General features: G+C 63.3%; 23 protein-coding genes. 10 read left to right on the top strand and 13 right to left on the bottom strand.

Going from position 1 to position 23,809, the window contains the following annotated elements:
• Positions 1-67: 67 nt before the first annotated feature.
• Positions 68-985: an AraC family transcriptional regulator gene (locus GJ699_RS16165; RefSeq protein WP_154378039.1), complete on the top strand. Its 918-nt coding sequence runs from the start codon at positions 68-70 to the stop codon at positions 983-985.
• Here GJ699_RS16165 and GJ699_RS16160 read toward each other — a convergent pair.
• From GJ699_RS16160 to GJ699_RS16150, 3 genes are all read right to left on the bottom strand, one after another.
• Complete coding sequence (locus GJ699_RS16160; RefSeq protein ID WP_154378037.1) at positions 974-3,166, bottom strand: prolyl oligopeptidase family serine peptidase; 2,193 nt, start codon at positions 3,164-3,166, stop codon at positions 974-976. The genes GJ699_RS16165 and GJ699_RS16160 overlap by 12 nt on opposite strands.
• 74 nt (positions 3,167-3,240) lie before the next feature.
• Positions 3,241-4,998, bottom strand: coding sequence for an allantoate amidohydrolase (locus GJ699_RS16155; RefSeq protein ID WP_154378035.1), 1,758 nt, complete (start codon positions 4,996-4,998; stop codon positions 3,241-3,243).
• A 68-nt stretch (positions 4,999-5,066) separates the two neighbouring features.
• The gene (locus tag GJ699_RS16150; protein WP_154378033.1) at positions 5,067-6,005 is read right to left on the bottom strand and encodes a LysR substrate-binding domain-containing protein; all 939 of its coding nucleotides are present in this window, start codon (positions 6,003-6,005) and stop codon (positions 5,067-5,069) included.
• A 120-nt stretch (positions 6,006-6,125) separates the two neighbouring features.
• Between GJ699_RS16150 and GJ699_RS16145 the strand changes: the two genes are divergently transcribed.
• Entirely contained in the window at positions 6,126-7,334 is a 1,209-nt protein-coding gene (locus GJ699_RS16145) for a urate hydroxylase PuuD (protein WP_154378031.1), read from the top strand.
• Positions 7,335-7,345: 11 nt separating this feature from the next.
• The gene (locus tag GJ699_RS16140; protein ID WP_154378029.1) at positions 7,346-8,569 is read left to right on the top strand and encodes an ArgE/DapE family deacylase; all 1,224 of its coding nucleotides are present in this window, start codon (positions 7,346-7,348) and stop codon (positions 8,567-8,569) included.
• On the opposite strand, the gene GJ699_RS16135 is transcribed toward GJ699_RS16140, so the two are convergent.
• Positions 8,562-9,278 carry a transporter substrate-binding domain-containing protein gene (locus tag GJ699_RS16135; protein WP_154378027.1) on the bottom strand — a complete coding sequence of 239 codons (717 nt, stop codon included), beginning with the start codon at positions 9,276-9,278 and terminating at the stop codon, positions 8,562-8,564. The two genes, GJ699_RS16140 and GJ699_RS16135, sit on opposite strands and share 8 nt — an antisense overlap.
• 104 nt (positions 9,279-9,382) lie before the next feature.
• On the opposite strand from GJ699_RS16135, the gene GJ699_RS16130 reads away from it, so the two are divergent.
• The 5 genes from GJ699_RS16130 to GJ699_RS35320 all read left to right on the top strand — a co-directional run bounded on the left by GJ699_RS16130 (position 9,383) and on the right by GJ699_RS35320 (position 13,463).
• The gene (locus tag GJ699_RS16130; RefSeq protein WP_371867572.1) at positions 9,383-10,651 is read left to right on the top strand and encodes a paraquat-inducible protein A; all 1,269 of its coding nucleotides are present in this window, start codon (positions 9,383-9,385) and stop codon (positions 10,649-10,651) included.
• On the top strand, positions 10,644-12,263 hold the full coding sequence (locus GJ699_RS16125) for a PqiB family protein (protein ID WP_154378025.1): 1,620 nt from the start codon (positions 10,644-10,646) through the stop codon (positions 12,261-12,263). Before GJ699_RS16130 ends, GJ699_RS16125 begins: the two co-directional genes overlap by 8 nt.
• Entirely contained in the window at positions 12,260-12,853 is a 594-nt protein-coding gene (locus GJ699_RS16120) for a PqiC family protein (RefSeq protein ID WP_154378023.1), read from the top strand. The genes GJ699_RS16125 and GJ699_RS16120 overlap by 4 nt, the downstream gene beginning before the upstream one ends.
• Positions 12,854-12,945: 92 nt before the next feature.
• On the top strand, positions 12,946-13,203 hold the full coding sequence (locus GJ699_RS34180) for an AbrB/MazE/SpoVT family DNA-binding domain-containing protein (RefSeq protein WP_195763563.1): 258 nt from the start codon (positions 12,946-12,948) through the stop codon (positions 13,201-13,203).
• Positions 13,089-13,463: a PIN domain-containing protein gene (locus GJ699_RS35320; RefSeq protein WP_154378021.1), complete on the top strand. Its 375-nt coding sequence runs from the start codon at positions 13,089-13,091 to the stop codon at positions 13,461-13,463. The genes GJ699_RS34180 and GJ699_RS35320 overlap by 115 nt, the downstream gene beginning before the upstream one ends.
• On the opposite strand, the gene GJ699_RS16110 is transcribed toward GJ699_RS35320, so the two are convergent.
• The 9 genes from GJ699_RS16110 to GJ699_RS16070 form a co-directional block, all read right to left on the bottom strand.
• Positions 13,402-13,788, bottom strand: coding sequence for a DUF971 domain-containing protein (locus GJ699_RS16110; RefSeq protein ID WP_154378019.1), 387 nt, complete (start codon positions 13,786-13,788; stop codon positions 13,402-13,404). The two genes, GJ699_RS35320 and GJ699_RS16110, sit on opposite strands and share 62 nt — an antisense overlap.
• Entirely contained in the window at positions 13,785-14,774 is a 990-nt protein-coding gene (locus GJ699_RS16105) for a HEAT repeat domain-containing protein (protein ID WP_154378017.1), read from the bottom strand. Before GJ699_RS16105 ends, GJ699_RS16110 begins: the two co-directional genes overlap by 4 nt.
• 7 nt (positions 14,775-14,781) lie before the next feature.
• Complete coding sequence (locus tag GJ699_RS16100; protein ID WP_154378015.1) at positions 14,782-15,621, bottom strand: ABC transporter ATP-binding protein; 840 nt, start codon at positions 15,619-15,621, stop codon at positions 14,782-14,784.
• Positions 15,618-16,427 (bottom strand): ABC transporter permease, encoded by an 810-nt coding sequence (locus GJ699_RS16095; RefSeq protein WP_154378013.1) that lies wholly within the window; start codon positions 16,425-16,427, stop codon positions 15,618-15,620. The genes GJ699_RS16100 and GJ699_RS16095 overlap by 4 nt, the downstream gene beginning before the upstream one ends.
• Before the next feature lie 12 nt (positions 16,428-16,439).
• Complete coding sequence (locus GJ699_RS16090) at positions 16,440-17,858, bottom strand: ABC transporter substrate-binding protein (RefSeq protein WP_154378011.1); 1,419 nt, start codon at positions 17,856-17,858, stop codon at positions 16,440-16,442.
• Positions 17,859-17,871: 13 nt separating this feature from the next.
• Positions 17,872-18,105, bottom strand: coding sequence for a 4Fe-4S dicluster domain-containing protein (locus tag GJ699_RS16085; RefSeq protein WP_154378008.1), 234 nt, complete (start codon positions 18,103-18,105; stop codon positions 17,872-17,874).
• Between the two features lie 10 nt (positions 18,106-18,115).
• Entirely contained in the window at positions 18,116-19,843 is a 1,728-nt protein-coding gene (locus GJ699_RS16080) for a fumarate reductase/succinate dehydrogenase flavoprotein subunit (RefSeq protein WP_154378006.1), read from the bottom strand.
• Positions 19,844-19,854: 11 nt separating this feature from the next.
• Entirely contained in the window at positions 19,855-20,598 is a 744-nt protein-coding gene (locus GJ699_RS16075; RefSeq protein WP_154378004.1) for a GntR family transcriptional regulator, read from the bottom strand.
• A gap of 136 nt (positions 20,599-20,734) precedes the next feature.
• The gene (locus tag GJ699_RS16070) at positions 20,735-21,637 is read right to left on the bottom strand and encodes a LysR family transcriptional regulator (protein ID WP_154378002.1); all 903 of its coding nucleotides are present in this window, start codon (positions 21,635-21,637) and stop codon (positions 20,735-20,737) included.
• An 84-nt stretch (positions 21,638-21,721) separates the two neighbouring features.
• Between GJ699_RS16070 and GJ699_RS16065 the strand changes: the two genes are divergently transcribed.
• Both GJ699_RS16065 and GJ699_RS16060 read left to right on the top strand, forming a co-directional pair.
• Entirely contained in the window at positions 21,722-22,426 is a 705-nt protein-coding gene (locus tag GJ699_RS16065) for a histidine phosphatase family protein (RefSeq protein ID WP_154378000.1), read from the top strand.
• 11 nt (positions 22,427-22,437) lie between these two features.
• Positions 22,438-23,661: an acyl-CoA dehydrogenase family protein gene (locus GJ699_RS16060; protein ID WP_154377998.1), complete on the top strand. Its 1,224-nt coding sequence runs from the start codon at positions 22,438-22,440 to the stop codon at positions 23,659-23,661.
• The last annotated feature ends 148 nt before the right edge of the window (positions 23,662-23,809 follow it).

Genomic DNA, 23,809 nt, shown 5'->3' with positions numbered 1-23,809 from the left:
ATAGACGCGCATCGCCAGACGATCCATGCTATACAATCCGTATTTTCTTTGCGATCGTCCGGAAATCATGGATCCATTGTCAGATGTGCTTTCGCTGCTCAAGCCGAGCAGCTATATGGCCGGCGGCTTCGACGTGGGCGGCGAATGGGCGCTGCAGTTCCACCAGCACGAGGGCATCAAGTGCTACGCCATCGTCTCCGGCCAGTGCTGGCTGGCGTTGGAGGGCGTGCCGGAGCCGGTGCTGTTGAAATCCGGTGACTGCTTCCTGCTGCCGCGTGGCCTGCCGTTCCGCATCGCCAGCGATCTCTCGCTGCCGCCGGTGAACGCGCTGGATGTGCTGCGCAAGCGGCGGGAAGGCGGTATCGGCATCATCAACGATGGCGGTAACTGCTTCATGGTCGGCGGCCACTTCGTCTTCAACGGCAAGCACACAGGCATCCTGCTGGAGGCGCTGCCGCCGATCGCCCACGTGCACAAGGAGTCGGACCGCGATACCTTGCGCTGGTCGCTGCAGCGGTTGGCCGCCGAGCTGCGCGAACAGCGGCCCGGCCATGCGCTGATCGCGCAGCACATGGCGCACATGATGCTGGTGCAGGCGCTGCGGCTGGTGTTGGCTGAAGAGGGCGGCGGCGTGGGCTGGCTGTATGCGCTGGCCGATCCGCAGATCGGCGGCGCCATCGGCGCGCTGCATGCGGAACCGGCGCAACGCTGGACGCTGGAGCGGTTGGCGCAGCATGTCGGCATGTCGCGTTCCACGCTGGCGCTGAAGTTCAAGCAGACCGTTGGCAGCTCGCCAATGGAATACCTGACGCGCTGGCGCATGCTGCTGGCCGGCGACCGGCTGGTGCATTCCAATCAGCCGGTATCGACCATCGCGCAATCGCTGGGCTACGAATCGGACAGCGCCTTCAGCACCGCCTTCAAGCGGGTGATGGGCTGCTCGCCGCGCCAGTACGTGCGCGAGCAGTCGCCATCAGGGGCGTAAGGCGTATCCGGGCTGGCCGAATTGCCATAGCAGGAAGGAGAATACGTCGGCCCGCTCTTCCAGCTGTTGTTGTTTGGTGGCGCCGATGCCGTGCCCCGCATCGTAATCGACGCGCAGCAGCACCGGTTTGCCGCTGTCATTGGCGGCCAGCACGCGTGCCGCCAGTTTGGCGCTGTGCCAGATCTCGACCCGTGGGTCGTTAAAGCCGCCATACACCAGCAAGGCCGGATAAGCTGTGTGATCCTTGACGTTGGCCAGGGTGCTCATGGCCAGCAGCCCTTTGAAGCCGGCCTCCGTTTTGACGCTGCCGAATTCCGGGATGTTGGGAATGCCGTTGGCGGTGAATTCCGCGCGCAGCGTGTCGTTGACGCCCACGGCGGACACCACGGCGGCAAACAGGTCCGGCCGTTCCGTCATCGCGCGGCCAACCAGGATGCCGCCGGCGCTGCCGCCGTAGATCCCCAGTTTGGCGGGCTTGGTGTAGCCCTGTGCGATCAGATATTCGGCGCAGGCGATGAAGTCCTTCCAGGTATTCGGCTTGGTTTCCTGGTAGCCGCCGCGATACCACTCTTCGCCAAACACGCCGCTGCCACGCGGATTGGCAACCGCCCACACGCCGCCCTGGTTGATCCATGCCAGCCGGTACAGCGAGAAGCGCGGTTCCTCGGTTATGCCGTAGGCGCCGTAGCCGTATAGCAGGGTGGGACTGCGGCCATCCAGCGCCGTCCCTTTGCGGTACATGATGGAGAGCGGCACCATGGCGCCGTCATGGCTGCGCACCAGTACTTCGCGGGCTTCGATGTCGGCTGGCGCATCGTACAGGCCTCGCGGCTGAAGGCCGGTATTGGTCACTGTGCCATCGGCCGTGATACTGTAGATCTGGCGCGCCTGGGTCCAGCTTTGCAGATCCAGCACCACGCCGGGAAAGCGCGGATTGGCGGCGCTGATGTTGGATTCCATGTCATCGAGATTAAAGGTGCCTTCCAGCGGCAGCTTGACGTCCTGCTGCTGGGCGCCGTTCTGGTAGGTCAGGCGCGACAGGCGCTTGATATTGCCGTCGCGCGCTTCGATGTAGATCGCATCGCTGGCCGGTGCGATGGAGGTGATGACGCGATTGCCTTGCGCGACCAGCGTGGAGGTGCCGGCGTCTGGCGCATTGATGTCCAGCAGCTTGATTTCCGAACGCGGCGCCTTCAGGTGCGACAGCAGATACAGCTTGTCGTTCATGTAGGCGACATCGGTCACTTCGTCCTGATAGCCGACCAGCTTGCGCCACAATGGCTTGCCAGCTTTGAGGTCGCTGGCCCTGGTGGCATAGACCTTGAGTTCGCGCTGCACGCCATTGACGACGATACCAAATACCCAGCGCCCATCGGGGCTGGTATCGGTGAAGGGAATCTCGGCCGGCGTGATCGCGACGCCCGGCGACTTGAGGCTGAACACCGGCGCCGCCGATATTTTCAACGATGGCAGGTCGACGTGCCACACCGCCGATTTCTGGAACTTATCGGTCGCCTGCATGCCACGCTTCATTTCCTGCAACCGCACGAAGTTCAGCGATTTGCTGTCCGGAGCCCAGTCCGGCGCACCGAATTCGGCGCGCGTGAACGGCTTGCCGATATTGCGGCCGGTCTGCAAGTCCATCAGATACAGGCTGGCGCTTTCGGAACCCTGCTGCGACAGGCCGTAGGCCAGATAGCGCCCATCCGGCGAAGGCATGAAGTAATTGACGGCGTACGGTTTGCCGGCGCGCTTGGCGATTTTGTCGGGATCGACCAGTACCACCTCTTTGCCGGTCAGGCCGACGCGCATGCATAGTTTGAACTGGTTGTCCTGCGCGCCGCGATTCTCGTAAAACCATTTATCGCCCGCCGTGCGGGTCACGCTGTAGACGCGGCCCGGCACCGATGACTCCAGTTTCTTCAACTCGGCCAGCATGGCGTCGCGACCGCCGATATGCGTCAGGGTGTTGTGGGCATAGTCGCTGTGGGTCTTGATCCACTGCGCCACTTCCTTGTTCTTGACGTCTTCAAAATAGCGGTAGTCGTCGTTGACGGTGACACCGAAGTAGGTGTCTTCTACCTTGTGGATCGCGGCGGTGGGAAGGTTGTCCGCTCGCGCGGAAAGGAATAAAACGGTGAGCGAAAAAAGCTGTACGAGCTTGCTGCTAAGAGCTGCCATGACAACCTCCGGGCCGGTGAGCACATCGATCTGTTCAGGCCCGGAATTGTATGACTTTTATGTTGTCAACAAACTCACTTTTTGTCACTGTTGTAATTACGCAGGAAGTCCAGCAGCACGCGGGCGGCCAGGTCGGCGTCGTCAGCGGTCATGATCTCCAGCGGATTGTGGCTGATGCCGCCGTTGCCGCAGCGTGTGAACAGCATGGCGACGTCGGTGACGGACGCCATTTCCATGGCGTCGTGACCGGCGCCGGACAGCAGGTCGAAGCGCGGCAGGCCGGCGCGTTCGATGGCGTCGCCGAATTGCCGCATCAGGCGCGGCGCGCATGGCGCGGCGCTGGCGTCCAGCAGCAGCTGCAGGCTGGATTCGATCTGGCGGCGCGCGCAGATGGCGGCGATGCCGTCCAATACGTCCTTGACGGCGGCGCGGCGCACCGCGTCATCGGCGGCGCGGATGTCCAGCGACAGTTTGCAGGCGCCGGGAATCACGTTGACCGAGCCGCCCGGCACTTGCAACTGGCCGACGGTGCCGACCAGCGACGGCGCCTGCGCGCAGCGCTGTTCGACCAGCAGCACGATTTCGGCTGCCGCTGCGGCGGCGTCCTTGCGCATGCTCATCGGCGTGGTGCCGGCGTGGCTGGCGAGGCCGGTCAGTTCGACCAGATAGCGCGAGCTGCCGGCGATGGCCGTCACCACGCCCAGCGGCAGGTCGCGCTCCAGCAGTACCGGCCCTTGTTCGATATGGACTTCCACAAAGCCCAGCAGGTCGGCCGGATTGCGGGCGATGGCGGGGATGCGCGCTACGTCGTGGCCAGCGGCCAGCAGTGCCTCGCGCATGCTGACGCCATCGGCGTCGAGCTGCTCCAGCAGCGACAGGTCGAAGCGGCCAGTGACGGCGGTGCTGCCGAGGAAGGTGCTCTTGAAACGCACGCCTTCTTCTTCCGCGAAGCCGATGATTTCAAAGTTGAATGGCAGCCTCTCGCCGCGCGCATGCAGGCTACGCACGATGGCGATCGGCAGCAGGATGCCGAGACGGCCGTCGTACTTGCCGCCGTTGCGCACGGTGTCGTAGTGCGAGCCGGTGATCAGGGTTTTGGCGTCGTCTTCGTCGGCGCGGTAGACGCCGACCACGTTGCCGACAGCATCGATGTGCGCATCCATGCCAGCCGCGCGCATCCAGTCCAGCAGCTGGGTGGCGGTCTTGCGGTGGGCGGGCGTCATGTAGGCGCAGGTGAGTGCGCCGTCGTCGTCGCTCCACGCGGCCAGGTCTTCGCTCCATTGCATGATGGTGGGACCGAACTCCAGCTGCACCGCCAGCAGGTCGTTGATGCGCATCTCGGCGATGCGTTTTATCTGGCGCAGGCATTCCGCGATTTCATCGGCGCGCTGATTCTTCAGGCGGCGCGTGAAGGTGGCGATGATGCTCTGTCGTGTCAGTCCTTGTCCGGTCGGACCTTTGACCGCGAGGATGAAGGGGAAACCGAATTTGGCGTTGTAGTCAGCGTTCAGCTGATGCAGCGTGGCGAATTCCTCGGCGCTGCACAGGTGCAGGCCGGACTTGGCTTGTTCGCTGGTGGATTCGGCGGTGAGTTCTCCGGCCACGGCGGCCTTGCCGGCCAGCTCCGGGTGGGCGCGGATCAGGCCCAGTTGTTCGTCCAGCGTGGCGGCGCTGACCACGGCCTGCATGGCTTGCTTCAGCGCGGTGACGTTGGCGAACGGGCGCTGCACGGCGGCGCGCTCCGGTATCCATGGCGAGTGTTCGTAGATGCCGCGCAGGCGTTCGACGAAGCTGGCGGTGTCGCAGTTATTCAGGTCGGAGAGTGTCATCATGACTCCATCATAACGCGGCAGGGCCGCCACAATATATGCAGTATGCGGTAAGGTTTATATCGTCGCGCTTACTTTTGCGCCAGCGCCTTGGCGGCGGCGCCGACCTGCTCGCGCAGCCACTTGTGTTCCGGCGCCTGGTGCACGCGCTCGTGCCACAGCTGGTAGAAACGCATCGGCGGGAACTTCACCGGCACGGCGTAAGTCTTCAGGGGCATCAGCTTTTCGTAGTGACGCACGAACTGGCTGCCGGTGGTCAGCACCAGGTCGGTCTGCGCCAGCATGTGCGGGATCAGGCCGAAGTAGGCCGATTCCACCATCACGTTGCGCTGCAAACCCTGGCGCTCAAGGTAGTTGTCGATCACGCCGGTGTAGCCGGGCAGGATCTGGGTTGGCGCCACGTGCGGTAGCGTGAGGTAATCGTCCATCGTCATCTTGTCGGCCGCGGTGCGTAGCGCGTACGGACAGTCGGCGCGCATCACGCAGATGATGGGATCTTCGAACAGCTTGGACATGTGCAGGTGTTCGGGCGGTTCGTCCCAGTTGGCGATGACCAGGTCCATGTCGCCATCGGACAGCAGGCGCACGTAGTCGACACCGGGGCCAAGGCCATGGATTTTCACGCGGCTGTTGGGTGAGCCGCGACGCAGTAGCGCCACCAGATTAGGCAGGAACTGGCTGTCCAGATAGTCCGGCGCGGCGACGTGGAAGGTGCGTGCCTCTTCCTGTGGCACGAAAGGTGCCTTCTTGAGGAACAGGTTCTCGGTTTCGTCGAGAATGCGCTTTGCTGGTGCAAGCAGGCTTTCACCATGCTGGGTCGGCACCATGCCGCGCGCGCCGCGCACCAAAATGGGATCGCCGGTCAGCTCGCGCAGTTTGCGCAGCGAGGCCGAAATCGAGGGCTGCGGCTGATTCAGTTTGAGGGCGACACGGGAGACGTTTTTCTCGACCAGCAGCAGGTAGAGGATGCGGATCAGGTGAAGGTCCAGGTGTTGCGGCAAAGCGGACATGTGCAGGCTAAGTTTTATACGGGATCGGATATGTCTAATATACTCTAATGTTCATGTAGCAGGAATCAAATCCGTTTATCTTCTGTAAATTAGCCACATCTTTGACCTCTTGAAAACTACATGGAATATCTGATCCCTTATGGACTTGAATGGGCGAATCTGCTCGTACGCTGGCTGCACATCATCACCGGCATCGCATGGATAGGCGCCTCGTTTTACTTTGTGTGGCTGGATAATTCGATCCGTCCGCCGGCGCCGGGATCGGAACTGGCGAAGAAGGGCGTGTCGGGCGAGCTGTGGGCGGTGCATGGCGGTGGCTTCTACAATCCGCAGAAGTATCTGGTGGCGCCGGCCGAGCTGCCGAAGGAATTACACTGGTTTAAGTGGGAAGCGTATTCCACCTGGTTGTCCGGGATCGCGCTGCTGACCATCGCTTACTACTTCAACGCGCAGGCGATGATGATCGATAAATCGGTGGCCGACATCAGCAGCCTGCAGGCGGTCGGCATCGGCATCGGCACGCTGGTGGTGGGATGGACGGTCTACGATTTGCTGTGCCGTTCGCCGCTGGGCAAGCGCGATGGCCTGTTCGGGGTAGTGATCTTTGCGCTGATCGTCGGCGCGGCATATGGTTTGACGCATGTGCTGAGCGGGCGCGCCGCTTACATCCATGTGGGGGCGCTGATCGGCACCATCATGGTCGGCAATGTGCTGATGCTGATTATTCCGGGCCAGCGCAAGATGGTGGAGGCCATGTCGGCCGGCCGCATGCCGGACCCGGTGCACGGCCAGAAGGCCAAGCAGCGCAGCGTGCACAATAACTACTTCACGCTGCCGGTGCTGTTCATCATGATCAGCAACCACTACGCGATGACTTACCGGAACGACCACGCGTGGCTGGTGCTGGCGTTTATCATGGCGGCCGGTGTGTTCATCCGCCACTTCTTCAATCTGCGCCACAAGGGCCGCGTGGAATGGCGCTATCCAGCGATTGGCCTGGCGCTGCTGGCTGGCGTGGCGGTGGCGATTGCGCCGCCCAAGCCTGCTGCGGTAGCGCCGGCGGCAGATCCTGCGGCGGCCTTTAACGCTGTGCAGGGTGTGATTGGACAGCGTTGTGTGAGCTGCCACTCGGCGCATCCTACACAGCCTGGATTTGCGGCCGCGCCGTTGGGCGTGGCGTTCGATAACGCCGCCGAGATTCATCAGAACGCGGAAAAAATCTACAAGCAGGTGGTGCAGACCAAGGCCATGCCTTTGGCTAACCTGACCAATATGACCGATGCCGAACGGGCGCAGATAGCCGCCTGGTATGAATCCGGCGCCAAATGAAGGAACACGAAATGAGCAAGCAACAACTGGCAGAATGGATCGATGCACACTTCGATGAGGAAGTCGGCGTGCTGCAGCAACTGCTGCGCGTACCGACCGATACCCCACCCGGCAACAACGCGCCGCATGCCTACATGGTGGCGGAACTGCTACAGGGCTATGGCTGGATCACCGAGAAGCACGCGGTGCCGGAGCAGACCGTGCGCGATTACGGCATGGAGAGCATCACCAATCTGATCGTGCGCCGCCCCTACGCTGCGGGCGGACCGACGTTGGCGCTGAACGCGCATGGCGACGTGGTGCCGCCGGGCGATAACTGGACTTACCCGCCATACGGTGGGGTGATCGATAACGGCTATATCTACGGCCGCGCGGCGGCGGTGTCCAAGTGCGACTTCGCGACCTACATCTTCGCGGTGCGCGCGCTGGAGGCTTTGGGCGTGCCGCTCAAGGGGGGACTCGAACTGCACTTCACTTACGACGAGGAATTCGGCGGCTTGCTGGGGCCGGGCTGGCTGCTGGAGCAAAAGCTGACCAAGCCGGATTACGTGATCGCCGCTGGCTTCAGCTACAACATCGTCACCGCGCACAACGCTTGCCTGCAGCTGGAGATCACGGTGCATGGCAAGTCGGGCCACGGCGCGATGCCGGAAACCGGCCACGATGCGCTGCAGGCGGCGACCCGCATTCTCAACGCCATCTACGACCAGCTGCCGGAGCTGAAAAAGATCAAATCGAAGATCGCCGGCATCGATTCCCCGACCATGCTGGTGGGCCGTATCGATGGCGGCACCAACACCAACGTGGTACCGGGCAAAGTGGTGCTGAAGATGGACCGCCGCATGATACCGGAAGAAGATCCGGTGGAAGTGGAAGCGCAGGTGCGCGCGCTGATCGAAAACGCGGTGCAGGGTGTGCCCGGCATCACGCTGGAGATCAAGCGCTTGTTGCTGTCGCACGCGCTGCGCGAACGTCCGGGCACGGAAAAGCTGGTGGCGGCGATTCAGCAGAACGCCGAAACCTTCATCGGCGAGAAGATCCCTGCACAAGGCACGCCGCTGTACGCGGACGCCCGCCTGTACGGCGAACATGGCATTCCCGCCGTGCTGTATGGCGCCGGCCCGCGCACCGTGCCCGAATCGAACGCCAAAAAGGCCGACGAGCGCCTCAAGCTCGAAGACCTGCGCAAGGCCACCAAGGTGGTGGCCTGCACGCTGTTCGACTTCCTTACTTGAGGAAGTACTTGCGCCGCAGCTCCGCCGGAATGCCCTTGGCATGCAGGTGGCGCGCTGCGGCGTTGATGGCCGGCGCCAGTGCGCGCTGGTCGGGGCTCAGGTAGATATACAGCCCCAGTTCTTCCAGCGGCTTGCCGGTGCCTCCCATGGACAGCATGGCGCGCGAGGCGGCGCTCAGGCTACCGTCGTCGTAGATGCATGCCTGGTCACGGCCGTTGATGACCATTTGCAGGCAGGCCGGCACGCTTTGCACGTCGTGCGGCTGGATGCGTGGCCGCAGCGCTTCCAGGCGTGTCTGATAGGTGTAGATGCCGCGCTTGTAGCTGACCGAGCGTGCCTGCCGGATCAGCGCTTCCCAGCTGTCGATGACCGGTTTGCCGGTGGGGGTGAAGATGTAGGTGCTGGTCAGCACGAACGGCTCTTCTATCCGCTGGTAGCGCGGGTGCTTGCTGCCATAGTCCTTGACCCGTCCCATTTCCCCAGCCAGGCTGCCGTTAGCCAGCATCGCTTCGCTGCGCCGGCCCGGCAGGTTTTGTAATTGGCAGCGCTGATGTATCTCACCGCACAGACGCTGCAAATATTCGCTGGCAAATTGGTACACGACGGAGTCGGTTTCGTGCGTGGTGCCGAAAACGAGCGTGTCCGGACCCTGCGCACGCGCGCCTGCTGTAATCGTGACGATAGCCAGAATTGGCCAACAGCGGGGCATGGGCTGTCTCCGGAATGTAAGGGGCAAAGCAAGGTGTAAAGCTTATGATAGCCGATTCGCTTTGCCGTATGATAGGCGGATGTTTGACTGAACGGCCATAGCCTGTGCATCGATACGATCTGATAAGTTGCCACGATTGCGGCGTGCTGCATCAGCGCCGCCCGCTGCGCCCGCGCGAGAAAGCGCGCTGCGTGCGTTGCCGCTCGATTCTGTATCGCGGCATCCATTCCGACGCCAACCGCATGGCGGCCATCACGCTGGGCGCGGTGTTTGTCTTTTTGATCGCGCAGTTTTTCCCCATCGTCGAGCTGGAGGTCAATGGCTACAGCAGCAGCGCCACGCTGCTGGGCGCCATCCGCGTGCTGTGGAGCGAGGGCATGCAGCTGGTGGCGGCGGTGGTGTTTTTGTTCACCATGGTGCTGCCGGCGGTGGAGCTGGGGGCGCTGCTGTACGTGACGCTGTCGCTGCGCGAGGGCCGCCGGCCGCCGGGTTTTGACCATCTGCTGCGGGCGGTGGGCCTGGCGCGGCGCTGGGGCATGACCGAAGTGCTGATGATCGGCATTCTGATTACGATTGTGAAGATGACCAGCCTGGCGCAGGTGTTGGTGCAACCTGGCCTGTTTGCGTTCGGCGCGCTGACGCTGATGCTGGCGGTGGTGGTGTCTTTCGACCCCAAGATTTTATGGAATATCGGTGAGCACTTGCCGGGACCACGACGCGCGGCGCAGCAGCCATTCCGTTACGCGGCGCTGGCCAAGGGCGCGCCGCTGCTGGCCTGCCACAGTTGCGGCCTGGTGGAATCGCTGAAACGCACGGTGCGGCATCAGTATTGCGCACGTTGCGGCGCGCGTTTGCATCGCCGTCATCCGGACAGCGTGGGCCGCACCTGGGCCTTTCTGCTGGCGGCGGCCATTCTGTACATTCCGGCCAATCTGCTGCCGGTGATGTACACCCATTCGCTGTTCGGGCAGGAGGACGACACCATCATCAGCGGCGTGGTCTACTTCTGGACCAGCGGTTCGCCGGCGCTGGCGGCCATCATTTTCGTCGCCAGCATCGTGGTGCCGGTGCTGAAGCTGGCGGCGCTGGCGCTGCTGGCGTGGACCGCGCAGCGGCGCTCGCGCTGGCGGCCGTTGCAGCGCACGCTGTTGTATCGCATCGTGGAGTTTGTCGGCCGCTGGTCGATGCTGGATATTTTTGTGATCACGCTGACGGTGGCGCTGGTGCGTTTCCAGTCGCTGGCGGTGATCACGGCCGGCCCGGGCGCGCTGGCGTTTTGCGCGGTGGTGGTGCTGACCATGATCGCGTCTATGCAATTCGATCCCCGTCTGATCTGGGATCCTGTCGATACTCACGGAGAGAAGCATGTCTGAAAACGAGAGCGGCACAGCGCCGCTGCCGGAGCCACAGGTGGAAAAGCCCAGCCGCCTGCCGTCGCTGGTGTGGCTGATTCCACTGCTGGCGGCGATTATCGGCCTGACGCTGGTGGTCAAGTCGGTGCTGGACCAGGGGCCGACCGTCACGGTCAGCTTCCGCAGTGCGGATGGGCTGGAGCCGGGCAAGACCAAGGTCAAATACAAGGACGTGGATATTGGCCTGGTGCGCTCGATTTCGCTGGCACACGATTTGTCCAAAGTGCTGGTCATGATCGACATGAGCAAGGAAGCCAAGCGCTTCACGGCGGCCGATACACGCTTCTGGGTGGTCAAGCCGCGCATCGGCGCCAGTGGCGTGACCGGGCTGAATACGCTGCTGTCCGGTTCTTACATCGGTGTCGATGCCGGCAAGTCGGAGGACACCAGTCATGAATTCACCGGGCTGGAAAAACCGCCGCAGGTAACGCGCGACGAGAAGGGCACCACATATACGCTGCATGGCGACTCGCTGGGCTCCATCGATGTCGGCTCACCGATTTTCTATCGCCGCATTCAGGTGGGACAGGTTACCGGGTTTGACCTGGAAGACAAGGGACGCGGCGTGAAGATGACGGTGTTTGTCGGCGCGCCGTATGACCAGTATGTGGGCAAGAGCACGCGCTGGTGGCATGCCAGCGGCGTCGATGTGCGACTGGATTCCAGCGGCTTCAAGGTCAACACGCAATCGCTGGCGGCGTTGCTGGTGGGCGGCATTGCGTTCGAATCGGTGAGCGGACAGAAACCATCGGCGGTGGCGCCGCAGGGTAGCGAGTTCTCGCTGGCCGACGATCAGGCGTCCGCGATGCGCGAACCGGATGGCGTGCCGGTGACCACGGTGCTGTATTTCGACCAGTCGCTGCGCGGCCTGTCGCCGGGGGCGACGGTGGACTTCCGTGGCATCGTGATGGGCGAGGTGCGCTCGGTGGGCGTGGAGTTCGATCCGGTGAAGAAGAACTTCCGCATGCCAGTGACGGTGGATATGTATCCGGCGCGGCTGGGCCGCAACTTCGCGCAGTCGATCACTGCCGATCAGGATCGCAACGCCGGGCCGCAGTTGCTGGAGAAGCTGGTGGCGCGCGGTCTGCGCGGCCAGCTGCGGACCGGAAATCTGTTGACCGGACAGCTGTATGTGGCGCTGGACTTCTTCCCGAATGCACCGGCGGTCAAGGTTGACATGGCGGCCGAGGTGCCGGAACTGCCGACGGTGCCGAATTCGCTGGATGAATTGCAAACGCAGATTTCCAGCATCGCGCGCAAGCTGGATAAGGTGCCTTTCGATGAAATCGGCAAAAACCTGCGCGATACGCTGAAGAGCGCGAACGCCTTGTTCAATCAGGTGAACGCGCAGGTGGTGCCGGAGATGAAGGATACGTTGGGCGCGGCGCGCAAGACCTTCAACGAGGCCGATCAGCTGCTGCAGAAGGATTCGCCGGTGCAGTCGGATTTGCGCGAAGCCTTGCAGCAGCTGACGCAGACGTTGCAATCGCTGAATGCTTTGTCGGATTATCTGGAGCGGCATCCGGAGTCGCTGATCCGCGGTAAGGCGGAACGAAAAGGAGAGCAGAAATGATGCGTGTCTATGCCGCCGCAGCGGCGCTGGCCCTGGCTCTGGCGGGATGTGCCAGCGCGCCGCCGGAACATTTTTACAGTTTGAGCACGGGCCTGGGGGCGGCGGCAGCGCCGGCACCGGCCGCATACTACATCGAAGTGCCGGCGGTGACGGTGCCGCAGCAGGTGGCACGCAATCAGCTGGTGGTGACACTGGGCGGCGGGCGCGTTGACTTGCTGGAGCAGGAGCGCTGGTCGCAGCAGCCGGCGGCGGAGGTTCAGCAGGCGTTGTCGCTGGCCATCACAGGCGAGCTGGGAACGGTGGACGTGTTCCGCACGCCGGCGCCGGAGGCGGCGACGGTGTATCGCATCAGCACCAACGTGCAGCGTTTCGAATCGGCGCCGGGGCAGTATGCGCTGATCGATGCGGTGTGGAGTGTGCGCAAAGTGGGGGACACGCAGGTGCTGACCTGCCGCAGCGTGGCGCAGGAAAGCGTCAGCGCCGGTTATGACGAGCTGGTGGCCGGCCACCGCCGCGCCATCACCCGCATCGGCGCCGACATTTCCAAAGCCGTGCGCGCGCTGGCGCAGGGCGCTAAGCCGGCGTGCTGATTTGGCCTGGATCAAACTCTGCATGTGAACGTGGTTTGATCTACTCTGCATCGGGCGTATATTGAGAGCTCTCTTTTTCTCGGGAGCGCATCATGTACGAAAAGGCTCAGTTATATTTCGATGGCTCCAGGCAGTTGGTTCATTTGCCGGAGGGGATGATGCTCAAAGGAAATGACATCTATGTTCGGTACGATACGTTTAGCGGAGATGTCATTTTGTCGCGGCGCCCCATGTCATGGGAAGAGTTCTTCAAGGAAGACGTCAGGGAGATTGTGCCAGCGGATTTCATGTCTCCAGCGGACCGAAACCAGGGCGAGCAGACCGCGACCTTTTTGACGATTACGGAGTAGCCAAGCGCGGAAATCCAGTGAAATTGGCTGCACGGGTGGAGAATTTTCTATTGCAGGTAATAGTGCTGCCTTGGGGTAGCAAACTGGTTCCTGTTTATGCAGCGATGCGTGTCATGCGCGAGGCTGCGGGAGCTCCGTTGGCACCGATGGATCTATTGATCGCCGCTCATGCGAAAACAATCGGCGCGACCCTCGTGACTAGCGATGCAGCATTTGGCTTTTTTTCCGCTGGACTGCAGTTGGAGGATTGGAGTCAATAGCTGATTCGCTTGCGTTCATTTCCAAGGAGCGCAGATAGGGCCAGGGGTAGATGCCGCGTTCGTGGCCGTCGCTGAAGATCAGTTGCATGCCGTAGGCGCCGACTGGGTGGATTTCTTCGATGCGGATGTCGGCTGCGGGCGCGGGCGGCGGCGGGACGTCGGCATCGGCATCGGTGCCGGCCAGCAGGCGTTGCGATTGGCAGACGGTGCATTTGCATTGCGCGCGCAGGGTGGCGTGCGGTAGTTGCTGGGTGCTGCCGTCGTCCCAGATGATGTCCAGCACGCGCTGCTGGCGGTTGTTGGTGATCTGCTGTGGGCTGTTCATCGTGTGGCTGCCTGTATCTGTGCCAGTGCCAGGCGCGCGGCTTTGCGGACTTCGGGGTCGGAGTCTTCGGCGGCCACGCTCAGCGCCGGTACGGCGGCGGCGTCGCCCAGTTCACCCAGCGCCAGTGCGGCTTCCTTGCGCAGGTTGCTGATGGTGTGGGCCAATGTTTGCACCAACGCTTCGCGCGCGGCGGCGTGGCGCAGCCGTCCCAGGCTGCGGGCGGCGCGCAGGCGGACCTGCCAATAAGCGTCTTCCAGCGCGGCGATCAGGGCGTTGCCGGCTTGTGACGCGCCGGCTGGCGGCAACGCCAGTTTGCCCAGTGTGGTGGCGGCTTCTTCGCGCACTTGCCAGGTGCTGTCGCGCAGGCCGTCGAGCAGCGCGGAAAGGACTGGCACTGCGTCGTCGATGCCGGCATAGCCCACCGCACCGGTGGCGGCGCGGCGCACTTCGGCGTCGGCGTCCTGGCTGACCAGTTGTGTCAGCGCGGGCAGGGCGGCTGGCTGCTTCAGGTAACCCAGGACGGTGACGGCTTCGCGGCGTACGGCGGCGTCGGTGTCGTTGAGCGCGGCCAGGGCTGGGGCATAGCTGCCGGCGGCGCGCAGTTCGCGCACGGCACGCAGCACGGCGACGCGCACGAAAGCGTGCGGATGCGCGGCATGCGGCAGCAGCACCGCCGCCGAAGCGGGGTGCTTCAATTCACTCAGTGTTTGCGCGGCTGCGGCGCGGACTTCTTCGTCGGCGTCGGACAGCAGCGGCACCAGGCCGGCCACGCTGTCCACGCTTTCAAATGCTTCCAGCGCGCGCGCGGCTTCGGCGCGGACGCTGGCATCGCTGTCGCGCAGCGCTTCGATGAATAGTGGCGCGTGTTCGTCGCCGTCCAGATCGGCCAGTTCCAGCACGGCGATGCGGCGCACCGCGCTGTCCGGGTGGTGCAGGCGTTCGCGGTACTGCGCGAGCTCGGCGTCTTCGTCAAAAATCGTGTTCATGTTTTCCTTAAATCGCAAATTGCAGGTTGGACGCGCCTAGTGGGGACAGGCGCTCCAGCGGCAGCTCGGCGCCGTGCGGCTGCAGCAGTTGCAGGCAGCGTCGCTTCAGCCGCGTGAAATGTTCGGACGTGACCAGCGAGGCGTCGCGCGGCCGCGCAAAGTCGACCGCGATTTCTTCGATGATGCGGCCAGGCCGTGGGCTCATGACCAGAATGCGGTCGGCCAGGAACAGCGCCTCGTCGATGTCGTGCGTGATGAAGACGATGGTGGTGCGGATACTCGCCCATAGCTGCAACAGCAACTGCTGCATCATCAACCGCGTTTGCGCATCGAGTGCGCCAAACGGTTCGTCCATCAAAATCACGCGCGGATGGTTGATCAGCACGCGGGCGATTTCCACCCGCTGCTTCATGCCACCCGACAGCTGCGCCGGATAGTGTTGGGCGAAATCGCGCAGGCCGACCATGGTCAGTAGCTCCAGCGCGCGGCGATGACGCTCGGCACGCGGAACGCCCTGCATCTTCAGGCCGAACGCCACGTTGTCGATCACACGCCGCCACGGGAACAGCGTGTGATGCTGGAACACCAGCCCGCGCTCCGCATGTGGCCCCTTCACCGCCACGCCATCGACCGCGATGCTGCCCTTGCTCGGTTGCAGATGGCCGGCCAGTGCGCCCAGCAGCGTCGATTTGCCGCAGCCCGATGGACCGATCAGGCAGACGAATTCGCCCGGCGCCACGTTCAGCGAAACATCTTGCACCGCCTCGAATGCCTGCTCGCCGTGGCCGACACGTAGCGACAGCTGCCCGATATCGATGCGGCCCAATGCCTGGTTCACGTCTCTCATGCCTTGCCCTCCTGTTGATGCCACGGCATCAGCGCGTGGCCGGCGCGTTTCACCAGCACGCTGCTGCCCATGCCCAGCGCGCCGATCACCAGCATGCCGACCACGATATCGGCGTAGTTCTGAATGGTGTACGAGGCCCAGGTGTAATAGCCGATGCCGAACTGGCCGGAGATCATTTCGGCCGTCACCAGGCAAAACCACGCCGTGCCCATGCCGATCGACAGGCCGGTGACGATGCTGGGTGCGGCGCCGGGCAGCACCACTTCGACAAAAATGGCCCACGCGCCGCCACCCAGGCTGCGCGCGGAGGCGATAAGACGCGGGTCGATCTGCTCCACACCGTGGATGGTGTTGAGCAGGATGGGAAACAGCGCGCCGGTGAAGGTGATGAAGATCATCGACATTTCGGACGAGGGAAACATCAGGATCGCCAGCGGAATCCAGGCCACGGCCGGTATGGGGCGCAGCATTTCCAGTGGCGGCATCAGCACGTCCTGCCAGCGTTGCCAGCGGCCGATGGTCAGCCCGAGCACGATGCCGACCAGCGCCGCCACCGCGAAGCCGCTGAACACGCGCCACAGGCTGGCCCGCAGGTGGCCCAGCAACTGCGGTGAGTGCAGCAACTCCCATGCGGCCTGGGCCACTTCCACCGGCGGCGGCACGTTCTGGAACGTCAGCAGGCCGAGATTCAGGTGGTGGCCTGCCGCCCACTGCCAGGCCAGCAGACAGGCCGCCAGCGAAGCCAGACGCAGGCCCCAGCGCAGCGCGTTGCGGCTGGCTGCGCGATGGATGGTGGTTGCGCTCATGGGCGGCTATCCTTATTGGCTGGCCAGCTTACGGTCGCCGGCGGCATCCAGCACGGCCGCGTAGCTGGCGACGGTGCCGCCATGCTGCTTGGCCCAGGCGTCGGCGGAGGACTTGGACAGGAAGGCGCTGGTCTCGTTTTTAGCGGTGACGAACCAGGCATCGTAGGCGAACAGTTTCAGGCCGCTGTTGCGGTCATGCGCATACACCACGCGGATCTTCTTGCCGTCCTTTTCCAGCTTGCGCACGGCGGCGAAGGCCGATTCCACGTTGGCGTAGTGACGCACCAGCGGCTCGCCGTCCACCCACACCTGCGTCAGGCGCGAGAAGTCGGTGATCGGTTTGCCGGTGGCGGCGTCCTTGGCGACCAGCGGGCGGCGCGCATAGTTCTTCAGCGCGGCGTCGTAATCCAGGTTGGCCTGTTTGAAGGCGGCGCGGATGTAGCTGTCGTCGATGAAGCTGTTGACGTCCAGATCCTGGTCGGTGCGCTTCATCAGGCGCAGCGTTTCAATCGAGGTCTTGACAGCCTGACGGTATTCCGGCTTCCAGGTGAAGTCGCGCGTCTGCAGGCCGAGCGGGCCATGGAACAGATAATCGACTTCGGCCTCGATGCCGGTCACCTTGGCGATCAGCTCACTGTATTTTTCCGGCTCGGCGGCGATGATGCGGTCAGCTTCGATGGCGGCGCGCAGGAAGGCGGTGACGATCTCCGGATATTTTTTCGCGTAGTCGGCGTCCACCAGGCTGCCGTGCAGCGTTGGCGCCTGCGCCTGCGAGCCGTCGAAGATCTTGCGGGCGAAGCCGCGATGCGGGAACAGTTCCGCGAACGGCACGAAGTCGGCGTGCGCGTCGATCTTGTTGGACTGCAGCGCGGAGCCGGCGACTTCCGGCGCTTGCGTCACCACGGTGATGTCCTTGTCCAGCTCCCAGCCCTGGGCCTTGATGGCGCGCAGCAGCATGCCGTGCGCGGTGGAGGCGAATGGCACCGAGATGGTCTTGCCCTTCAACTCGGACAGCGACTGCACCGGCGACGACTTCGGCACCACGATGCCGTTACCGCTGCCTTGCACGCTGCCGGACAAGACGCTGATGAACAGGCTTTTCTTCCCGGCCTTGGCGAAGGCGGCGCCGTTGAAGGAGCCGGGGAAGTCGGCCATGGAGCCGATATCCAGTTTGCCGGCTACCATTTCATTGGTCAGCGGCGCGCCGGAGGTGAAGTTCTTCCACTGGATGTCGTACTGGACGTCCTTGTACTTGCCGTCGTGCGGCAGGTATTTTTCCAGCAGCTTCAGTTCGCGGATCAGCAGGCCGCCGGTGGCGCAGTTGATGGTGGTGTCCTGCGTGCCGATGGCGACGCGGATGGTTTCGGCGTGGGCCGCGCTCAAAGTCAGGGTGGCGGCCAGCAGGGCAATCAGTTTCTGGTGCAAAGTCATGGTGCTTCTCCAGTCATCTTAGTAAATAAGGGATGTCGACCGTTACCGCGCCGGTCGGGCAGTCTTTTTCGCAGGGCATGCAGTACCAGCATTCGTCAAACTTCATATAGGCTTTGCCTTTGCTGAAATCGATGGCCAGCACGTCGAGCGGGCAGACGTCAACGCACACGGTGCAGCCTTTGTCGGCGATGCACAGCGCGTCGTTGACGCGCACCGGCACGCTGCTGGGTGTCAGGGCGATGGGCATGATGTTCTCCTTATGCTGCCAGTGCCGGCGCGACGATGCGCAGGCGTTGGTAAGCTTGTTTTTCCTCTTCCTCGAGGGCGATGATGTAGGGTTCCAGCGGGCGCTTGAAGCACTGCATGGCGCCGTTGATTTTCTTTACCTGCACGTGGCACAGCCAGTCGGCGTCGTTGCGGTCCGGATGATCGACGCGGTTGTGATACAAGCCCCAGCGGCTCTCGGTGCGATACAGCGAGGCGCGCGCCGCCATCTCGGCACAATCGCGGATGGCGTGAACTTCCAGCGCCCGCATCAGCTCATGCGGATTGCGGGCCGACAGCCGATCCAGGTCGGCGCGGATCGCTTCAAAGCGGGTCAGGCCGATCTCCATCTTGCGCGTAACCTTGGGCGGTTGCAGATAGTCGTTGACCATGCGCCGCAGCTTGTATTCCACCTGTGACGGCGGCAAGCCATCCGGCCGGTCCAGCGGCGCCCACACGCGCGCGCGCTCGGTCTCGACCTGGGCTTCATCCAGCGCCGGCAGTTCGATGGCGGCGCAGCGCTCGGCCGCCGCCTCGCCGGCCAGTTTGCCGTAGACGAAGGCGCCCAGCATGTAGTTGTGCGGCACGCAGGCCAGGTCGCCGGCGGCGTACAGGCCGGGCACCGTGGTTTCGGCGCGCTCGTTGACCCATACGCCGGACGCCGAGTGACCGCTGCACAAGCCGATTTCAGAGATGTGCATCTCCACCATCTGCTGGCGGTAGTCGGTACCGCGACCGGCGTGGAAACGGCCGCGGCTCGGACGCTCGTTGGTGTGCAAAATGGTTTCGATGGTGCTGATGGTTTCCTCGGCCAGGTGGTCCAGCTTGAGGAATACCGGGCCGTTGCCGCCCTGGAGTTCGTTGTAAAACTCCTGCATCATCTGGCCGCTCCAGTAGTCGCATTCGATGAAGCGCTCGCCCTTGTTATTGGTGGTGAAGCCGCCGAACGGGCCGGTGACGTAGGCGCACGCCGGGCCGTTGTAGTCCTTGATCAGTGGGTTGATCTGGAAGCATTCGATACCCGACAGTTCGGCGCCGGCGTGGTAGGCCATGCTGTAGCCGTCACCGGCGTTGGTCGGGTTTTCGTAGGTACCGAACAGGTAGCCGGAAGCTGGCAGGCCGAGACGGCCGGCGGCGCCGGTGGCCAGCACCACGCTTTTGGCGCGGATGACGTGGAAGTCGGCCGTGCGGCAGTCGAAAGCCATGGCGCCGGCGATGCTGCCATCTTCCGCCAGCAGCAACCGGGTCGCCACCAGCCGGTTGGTGATCTCGACGCGCTGGCGTTTCAGGCGGCGATACAGCACCTTTTTGATGTCGTGCCCCTCGGGCATTGGCAACACATAGGTGCCCATGTGGTGCACCTTGCGCATCGCGTAGTCGCCGGTTTCGTCCTTCTCGAACTTGACGCCCCAGCGGTCCAGCTCTTCGATCATGGCGTAGCTGTTTTCGGCGTAGGCCATCACTGTCTTCTGGTTGACGATGCCGTCGTTGGCGGTGGTGATCTCCTTGACGTACTGCTCGGGCGTGGCGAAGCCGGGCACGATGGCGTTGTTGAGGCCATCCATCCCCATCGAGATGGCGCCGCTGCGCTTGACGTGGGCTTTCTCCAACAGCAGCACGCGCAGCTGCGGATTGGCTTCCTTGGCTTTGGCGGCGGCCATCGGGCCGGCGGTGCCGCCGCCGATCACCAGCACGTCGACGGTTTCGATATGGGTTTGCATGGCGGCTCCTTTTATGGGCGGCGGTTGATTTGCAGGCGGTACTGGAAAGCGTCGCCGCGGAAGTACAGGTATTCGAAATCGAGCGGGCTGCCGTCGGCGCGGTGGGTCAGGCGTTCGATGCGCAGCACGGCGCTGCCTTGTTCGACGCGCAGCGCGTGCGCCAGGCTATCGTCGGCCAGCATGGCGTCGACCTGCAGGTCGGCGCGGCCGAGCGGGATGGCGTAGTCGTTTTCCAGAATGAGGAAGATATCGCGCGTGGCCAGGTCTTCGCGGCGCAGGCGCTCGCCGATGTCCTGCGCCAGATAGGTCACTTCCAGCGATACCGGCTCGCGGTTCAGGTGGCGGATGCGCTTGATTTCGGTGACGTCGCTGCCGACCGCCACTTGCAGCTGCTGCGCGACGTGCGGGCTGGCGGCGACGGTCTTGTGGCTGGTGACCTGGTTGTAGATTTCGTAGCCCATGCGGCCCATGGCTTCACCGAAGCCTTCCAGCTGCGTCAACTGCTGGAACGCCTTGGGCTTGGCGACGAAAGTGCCTTTGCCGGGGATCTTGAAGATCACGCCTTCCTTTTGCAGGTCGCTGAGCGCCTGGCGCACGGTGATGCGGCTGACGCCGAACACGGTACTTAGCTCGCTCTCGGCCGGCAGTTTGGCGTGGGCGAGGTAGGTGCCATCCAGGATGCGCTCGCGCAGATTCTCTTTGACCTGGGTGTACAACGGCACCGGCGACAGTTCGATGGTACGGAAATTTTTCATGGCCTCACTCTGATAGGTATAACCTGTCATAACAGGTTATGTCGAATGAGGCCGAGTCTATCGGCGTCGCAAAAACTTGGGAACGAATGAAATTGCGCTAACTTATGCGGAAAACTTATGCGGAAAATGCGGGCACTTAGTTCATCGCGGCGGCGATTTGGGCGCGCAGCCAGCTATTGGCCGGGTCGTTGTCGACGTTGGCGTGCCAGTACAGATAGACGTCCAGCGACGGCATCTCCAGCGGCAGCGGCAGGATCTGGTTGTCGAACTGCTGGTTGACGATGCGCGCCAGCCGGTCCGGCATGGTCAGCGCCAGGTCGGTTTGGCTGACCACGCGGCAGGCGGCGAAGTAGTGCTGGCAGCGCAGGCGGATGCGGCGCTGCAGGCCGTGGCGGCTCAGTTCCACGTCTTCCAGTCCGGGACCACGGCGGCGCGAGCTGGTCTGGATGTGTTCCAGTTCCAGATAGGTCTCCAGCGTTAGCTTGCGGCGCTTGATCAGCGGATGGCCGCGCCGCACCAGCACCACGGTCTGGTCGCCGGCCAACTGGGCGCGGCGGATGTCGTTCGATAGCGGCAGCAGGATGTCGATCGCGGCGTCCAGCGTGCCGGCCGCCAGTTCGCTTTCTAGCTCGCGGCGGCTGACCTGCAGCGTGTTGAGCGTGGTCGAAGGCGCGCTGTGGGCGATATTGGCCATCAGCGGCGGCAGCACGCTGGCTTCCAGCACGTCGCGCACCGCCAGCGAGAAACTGCGCTCGCTGCTGGCGGCTTCAAAGCGCGCGGCGCCGCTCAGCGTGACCTCGAATCCGCGCAGCGCGCGCCGCACCGGTTCGATGATGGAGCGCGCCAGCGGCGTTGGCGTCATGGTGTGGCCCTGGCGTTCGAACAGCGGATCGTCGAACAGCTGGCGCAGGCGGTTCAGCGCGTGGCTGATGGCGGGCTGGGTCAGGTTCATCTTCAGGCTGGCGCGGGTGATGCTGCCTTCGGTGTAGATGGCGTCCAGCACGGTGAACAGGTTGAGGTCGACCTTGGATATATGCATGAGATTTATCCATTCACATTAATTCTATTCATTTGATGAATTATAGGCCGGCCGGTAAGCTACGGGTCTTACATAGGATGCGATATGGGACAAATTTATCTGGTGCGCCACGGGCAGGCCTCGTTCGGCAGCGCCAATTACGATCAGCTGTCGACGCTGGGCTATGAGCAGGCGCGCCTGCTGGGACAGTGGTACGCCAACCGCCAGCAATCGTTCAGCCACGTGATCACCGGCGGCATGGCGCGCCATCGGCAGACGGCGGATACCTGCCTGGGCGAGCTGCCGAAACAGCAGCTGGTCGATGCCGAATGGATCACCGACGAGGATTTCGCAGAATTCGATCATCACGAAGTGCTGCTGCGGCACGTGCCGGAGTTTGCCGACGCGGTGGCGTTCAAGGCGCTGCTGGCGAATCACGTCGATCCGCCGCGCGCGCTGGAGCATCTGTTCCGCGCCGCCATGCAGCGCTGGATGAGCGGCTGGCACGACGACGAATACAGCGAAACCTGGCCGGACTTCCGCCGCCGCTGCATCCGCGCGCTGGAGCGGCTGGACACCGACACGCGCGGCCAGGAGGTGATCGTGTTCACCTCGGGCGGCGTGATCGCGACCTTGATGCAGCATCTGCTTGGGCTGCAGGACTTCCAGGTGATGGAGTTGAACTGGACGCTGGCCAATTGCGCCGTCACCAAAATCCTGCAGCGGCCCGGCCAGTTCACGCTGGGCTATCTGAATAATTACGCGCATCTGGAATGGCTGGGACAACCCGGCGCCGTCACATACCGATAAGGAGACATCACATGGATTTCGACTACAGCCCGAAAGTACGGGAACTGCAGGCCCGCCTGACGGCCTTCATGGAGCAGCACATTTATCCGAACGAGGCGGCGTTTCACGCCGAGGTGGACGCCAACCGCGCCGCCGGCAATGCCTGGGTGGCGACCCGCATCATGGAGGGGCTGAAGCTGAAGGCGCGCGCGGCCGGGCTGTGGAATCTGTTCCTGCCGGATTCCGAGCATGGCGCCGGGCTGACCAATCTGGAATACGCGCCGCTGTGCGAAATCATGGGCCGGGTGCACTGGGCGCCGGAAGTGTTCAACTGCGCGGCGCCGGACACCGGCAATATGGAAGTGCTGGCGCGTTACGGCACGCCGGAGCAGCAGCGGCAGTGGCTGGAGCCGCTGCTGGATGGGCGTATCCGCTCCTGCTTCGGCATGACCGAGCCGGCGGTGGCGTCGTCGGACGCGACCAATATCGAAAGCTCGATCGCGCGCGACGGTGACGAGTATGTGATCAATGGCCGCAAGTGGTGGTCGTCCGGCGCCAACGATCCGCGCTGCGCGGTGTTCATCTTCATGGGCAAGAGCGATCCGGATAACCCCAGCCGTCACAAGCAGCAGTCGATGATACTGGTGCCGCGCGACACGCCGGGCGTGACCATCCTGCGCCATCTGCCGGTGTTCGGCTTTGACGACGCGCCGCACGGCCACGCCGAAATCGTGTTCGACAAGGTACGGGTGCCGGCATCGAATCTGCTGCTGGGCGAGGGGCGTGGCTTTGAAATCGCCCAGGGCCGGCTGGGGCCGGGCCGCATCCACCACTGCATGCGCCTGATCGGCCTGGCCGAGCGCGCGCTGGAGCAGATGTGCAAACGCAGCCTGGCGCGGGTGGCGTTCGGCAAACCGGTGGCGGAGCAGGGCGTGACGCTGGAGCGGATCGCCGAAGCGCGCATCGAGATCGACCAAGCGCGGCTGCTGGTGCTGAACGCCGCCTACATGATGGACACGGTCGGCAACAAAGTAGCAGCCAAAGAGATCGCGATGATCAAAGTGGCGGCACCGGCCATGGCGTGCCGGGTGATCGACTGGGCGATCCAGATACAGGGCGGCGGCGGCATGGCCGACCCCTTCCTGGCCCATGCCTACGCCAGCGCCCGCTCACTGCGCCTGGCCGACGGCCCCGACGAAGTGCACCGCGCCCAGATCGGCAAGCTGGAATTAGCACGCTGGAAAGCAATGTCCTAACTTCGGGGTCAGTTCTAAAAATCGGACATTGGATCGCGAGCGATTCAATGTCCGATTTTTGGAACTGACCCCGAAGTGGACACGGGCTGGGCAGAGCATTATGCGTTGTGTGAATCTCTGAGATCAGTAAGATAAATTGGATTAATAG

Origin of the sequence: Duganella guangzhouensis, assembly GCF_009674535.1 — a bacterium.
GTDB classification, from domain to species: Bacteria; Pseudomonadota; Gammaproteobacteria; order Burkholderiales; family Burkholderiaceae_D; genus Rugamonas; species Rugamonas guangzhouensis.
Note: the sequence above shows the minus strand (reverse complement) of the source record. Positions and strands in the feature narration are given on the sequence as shown.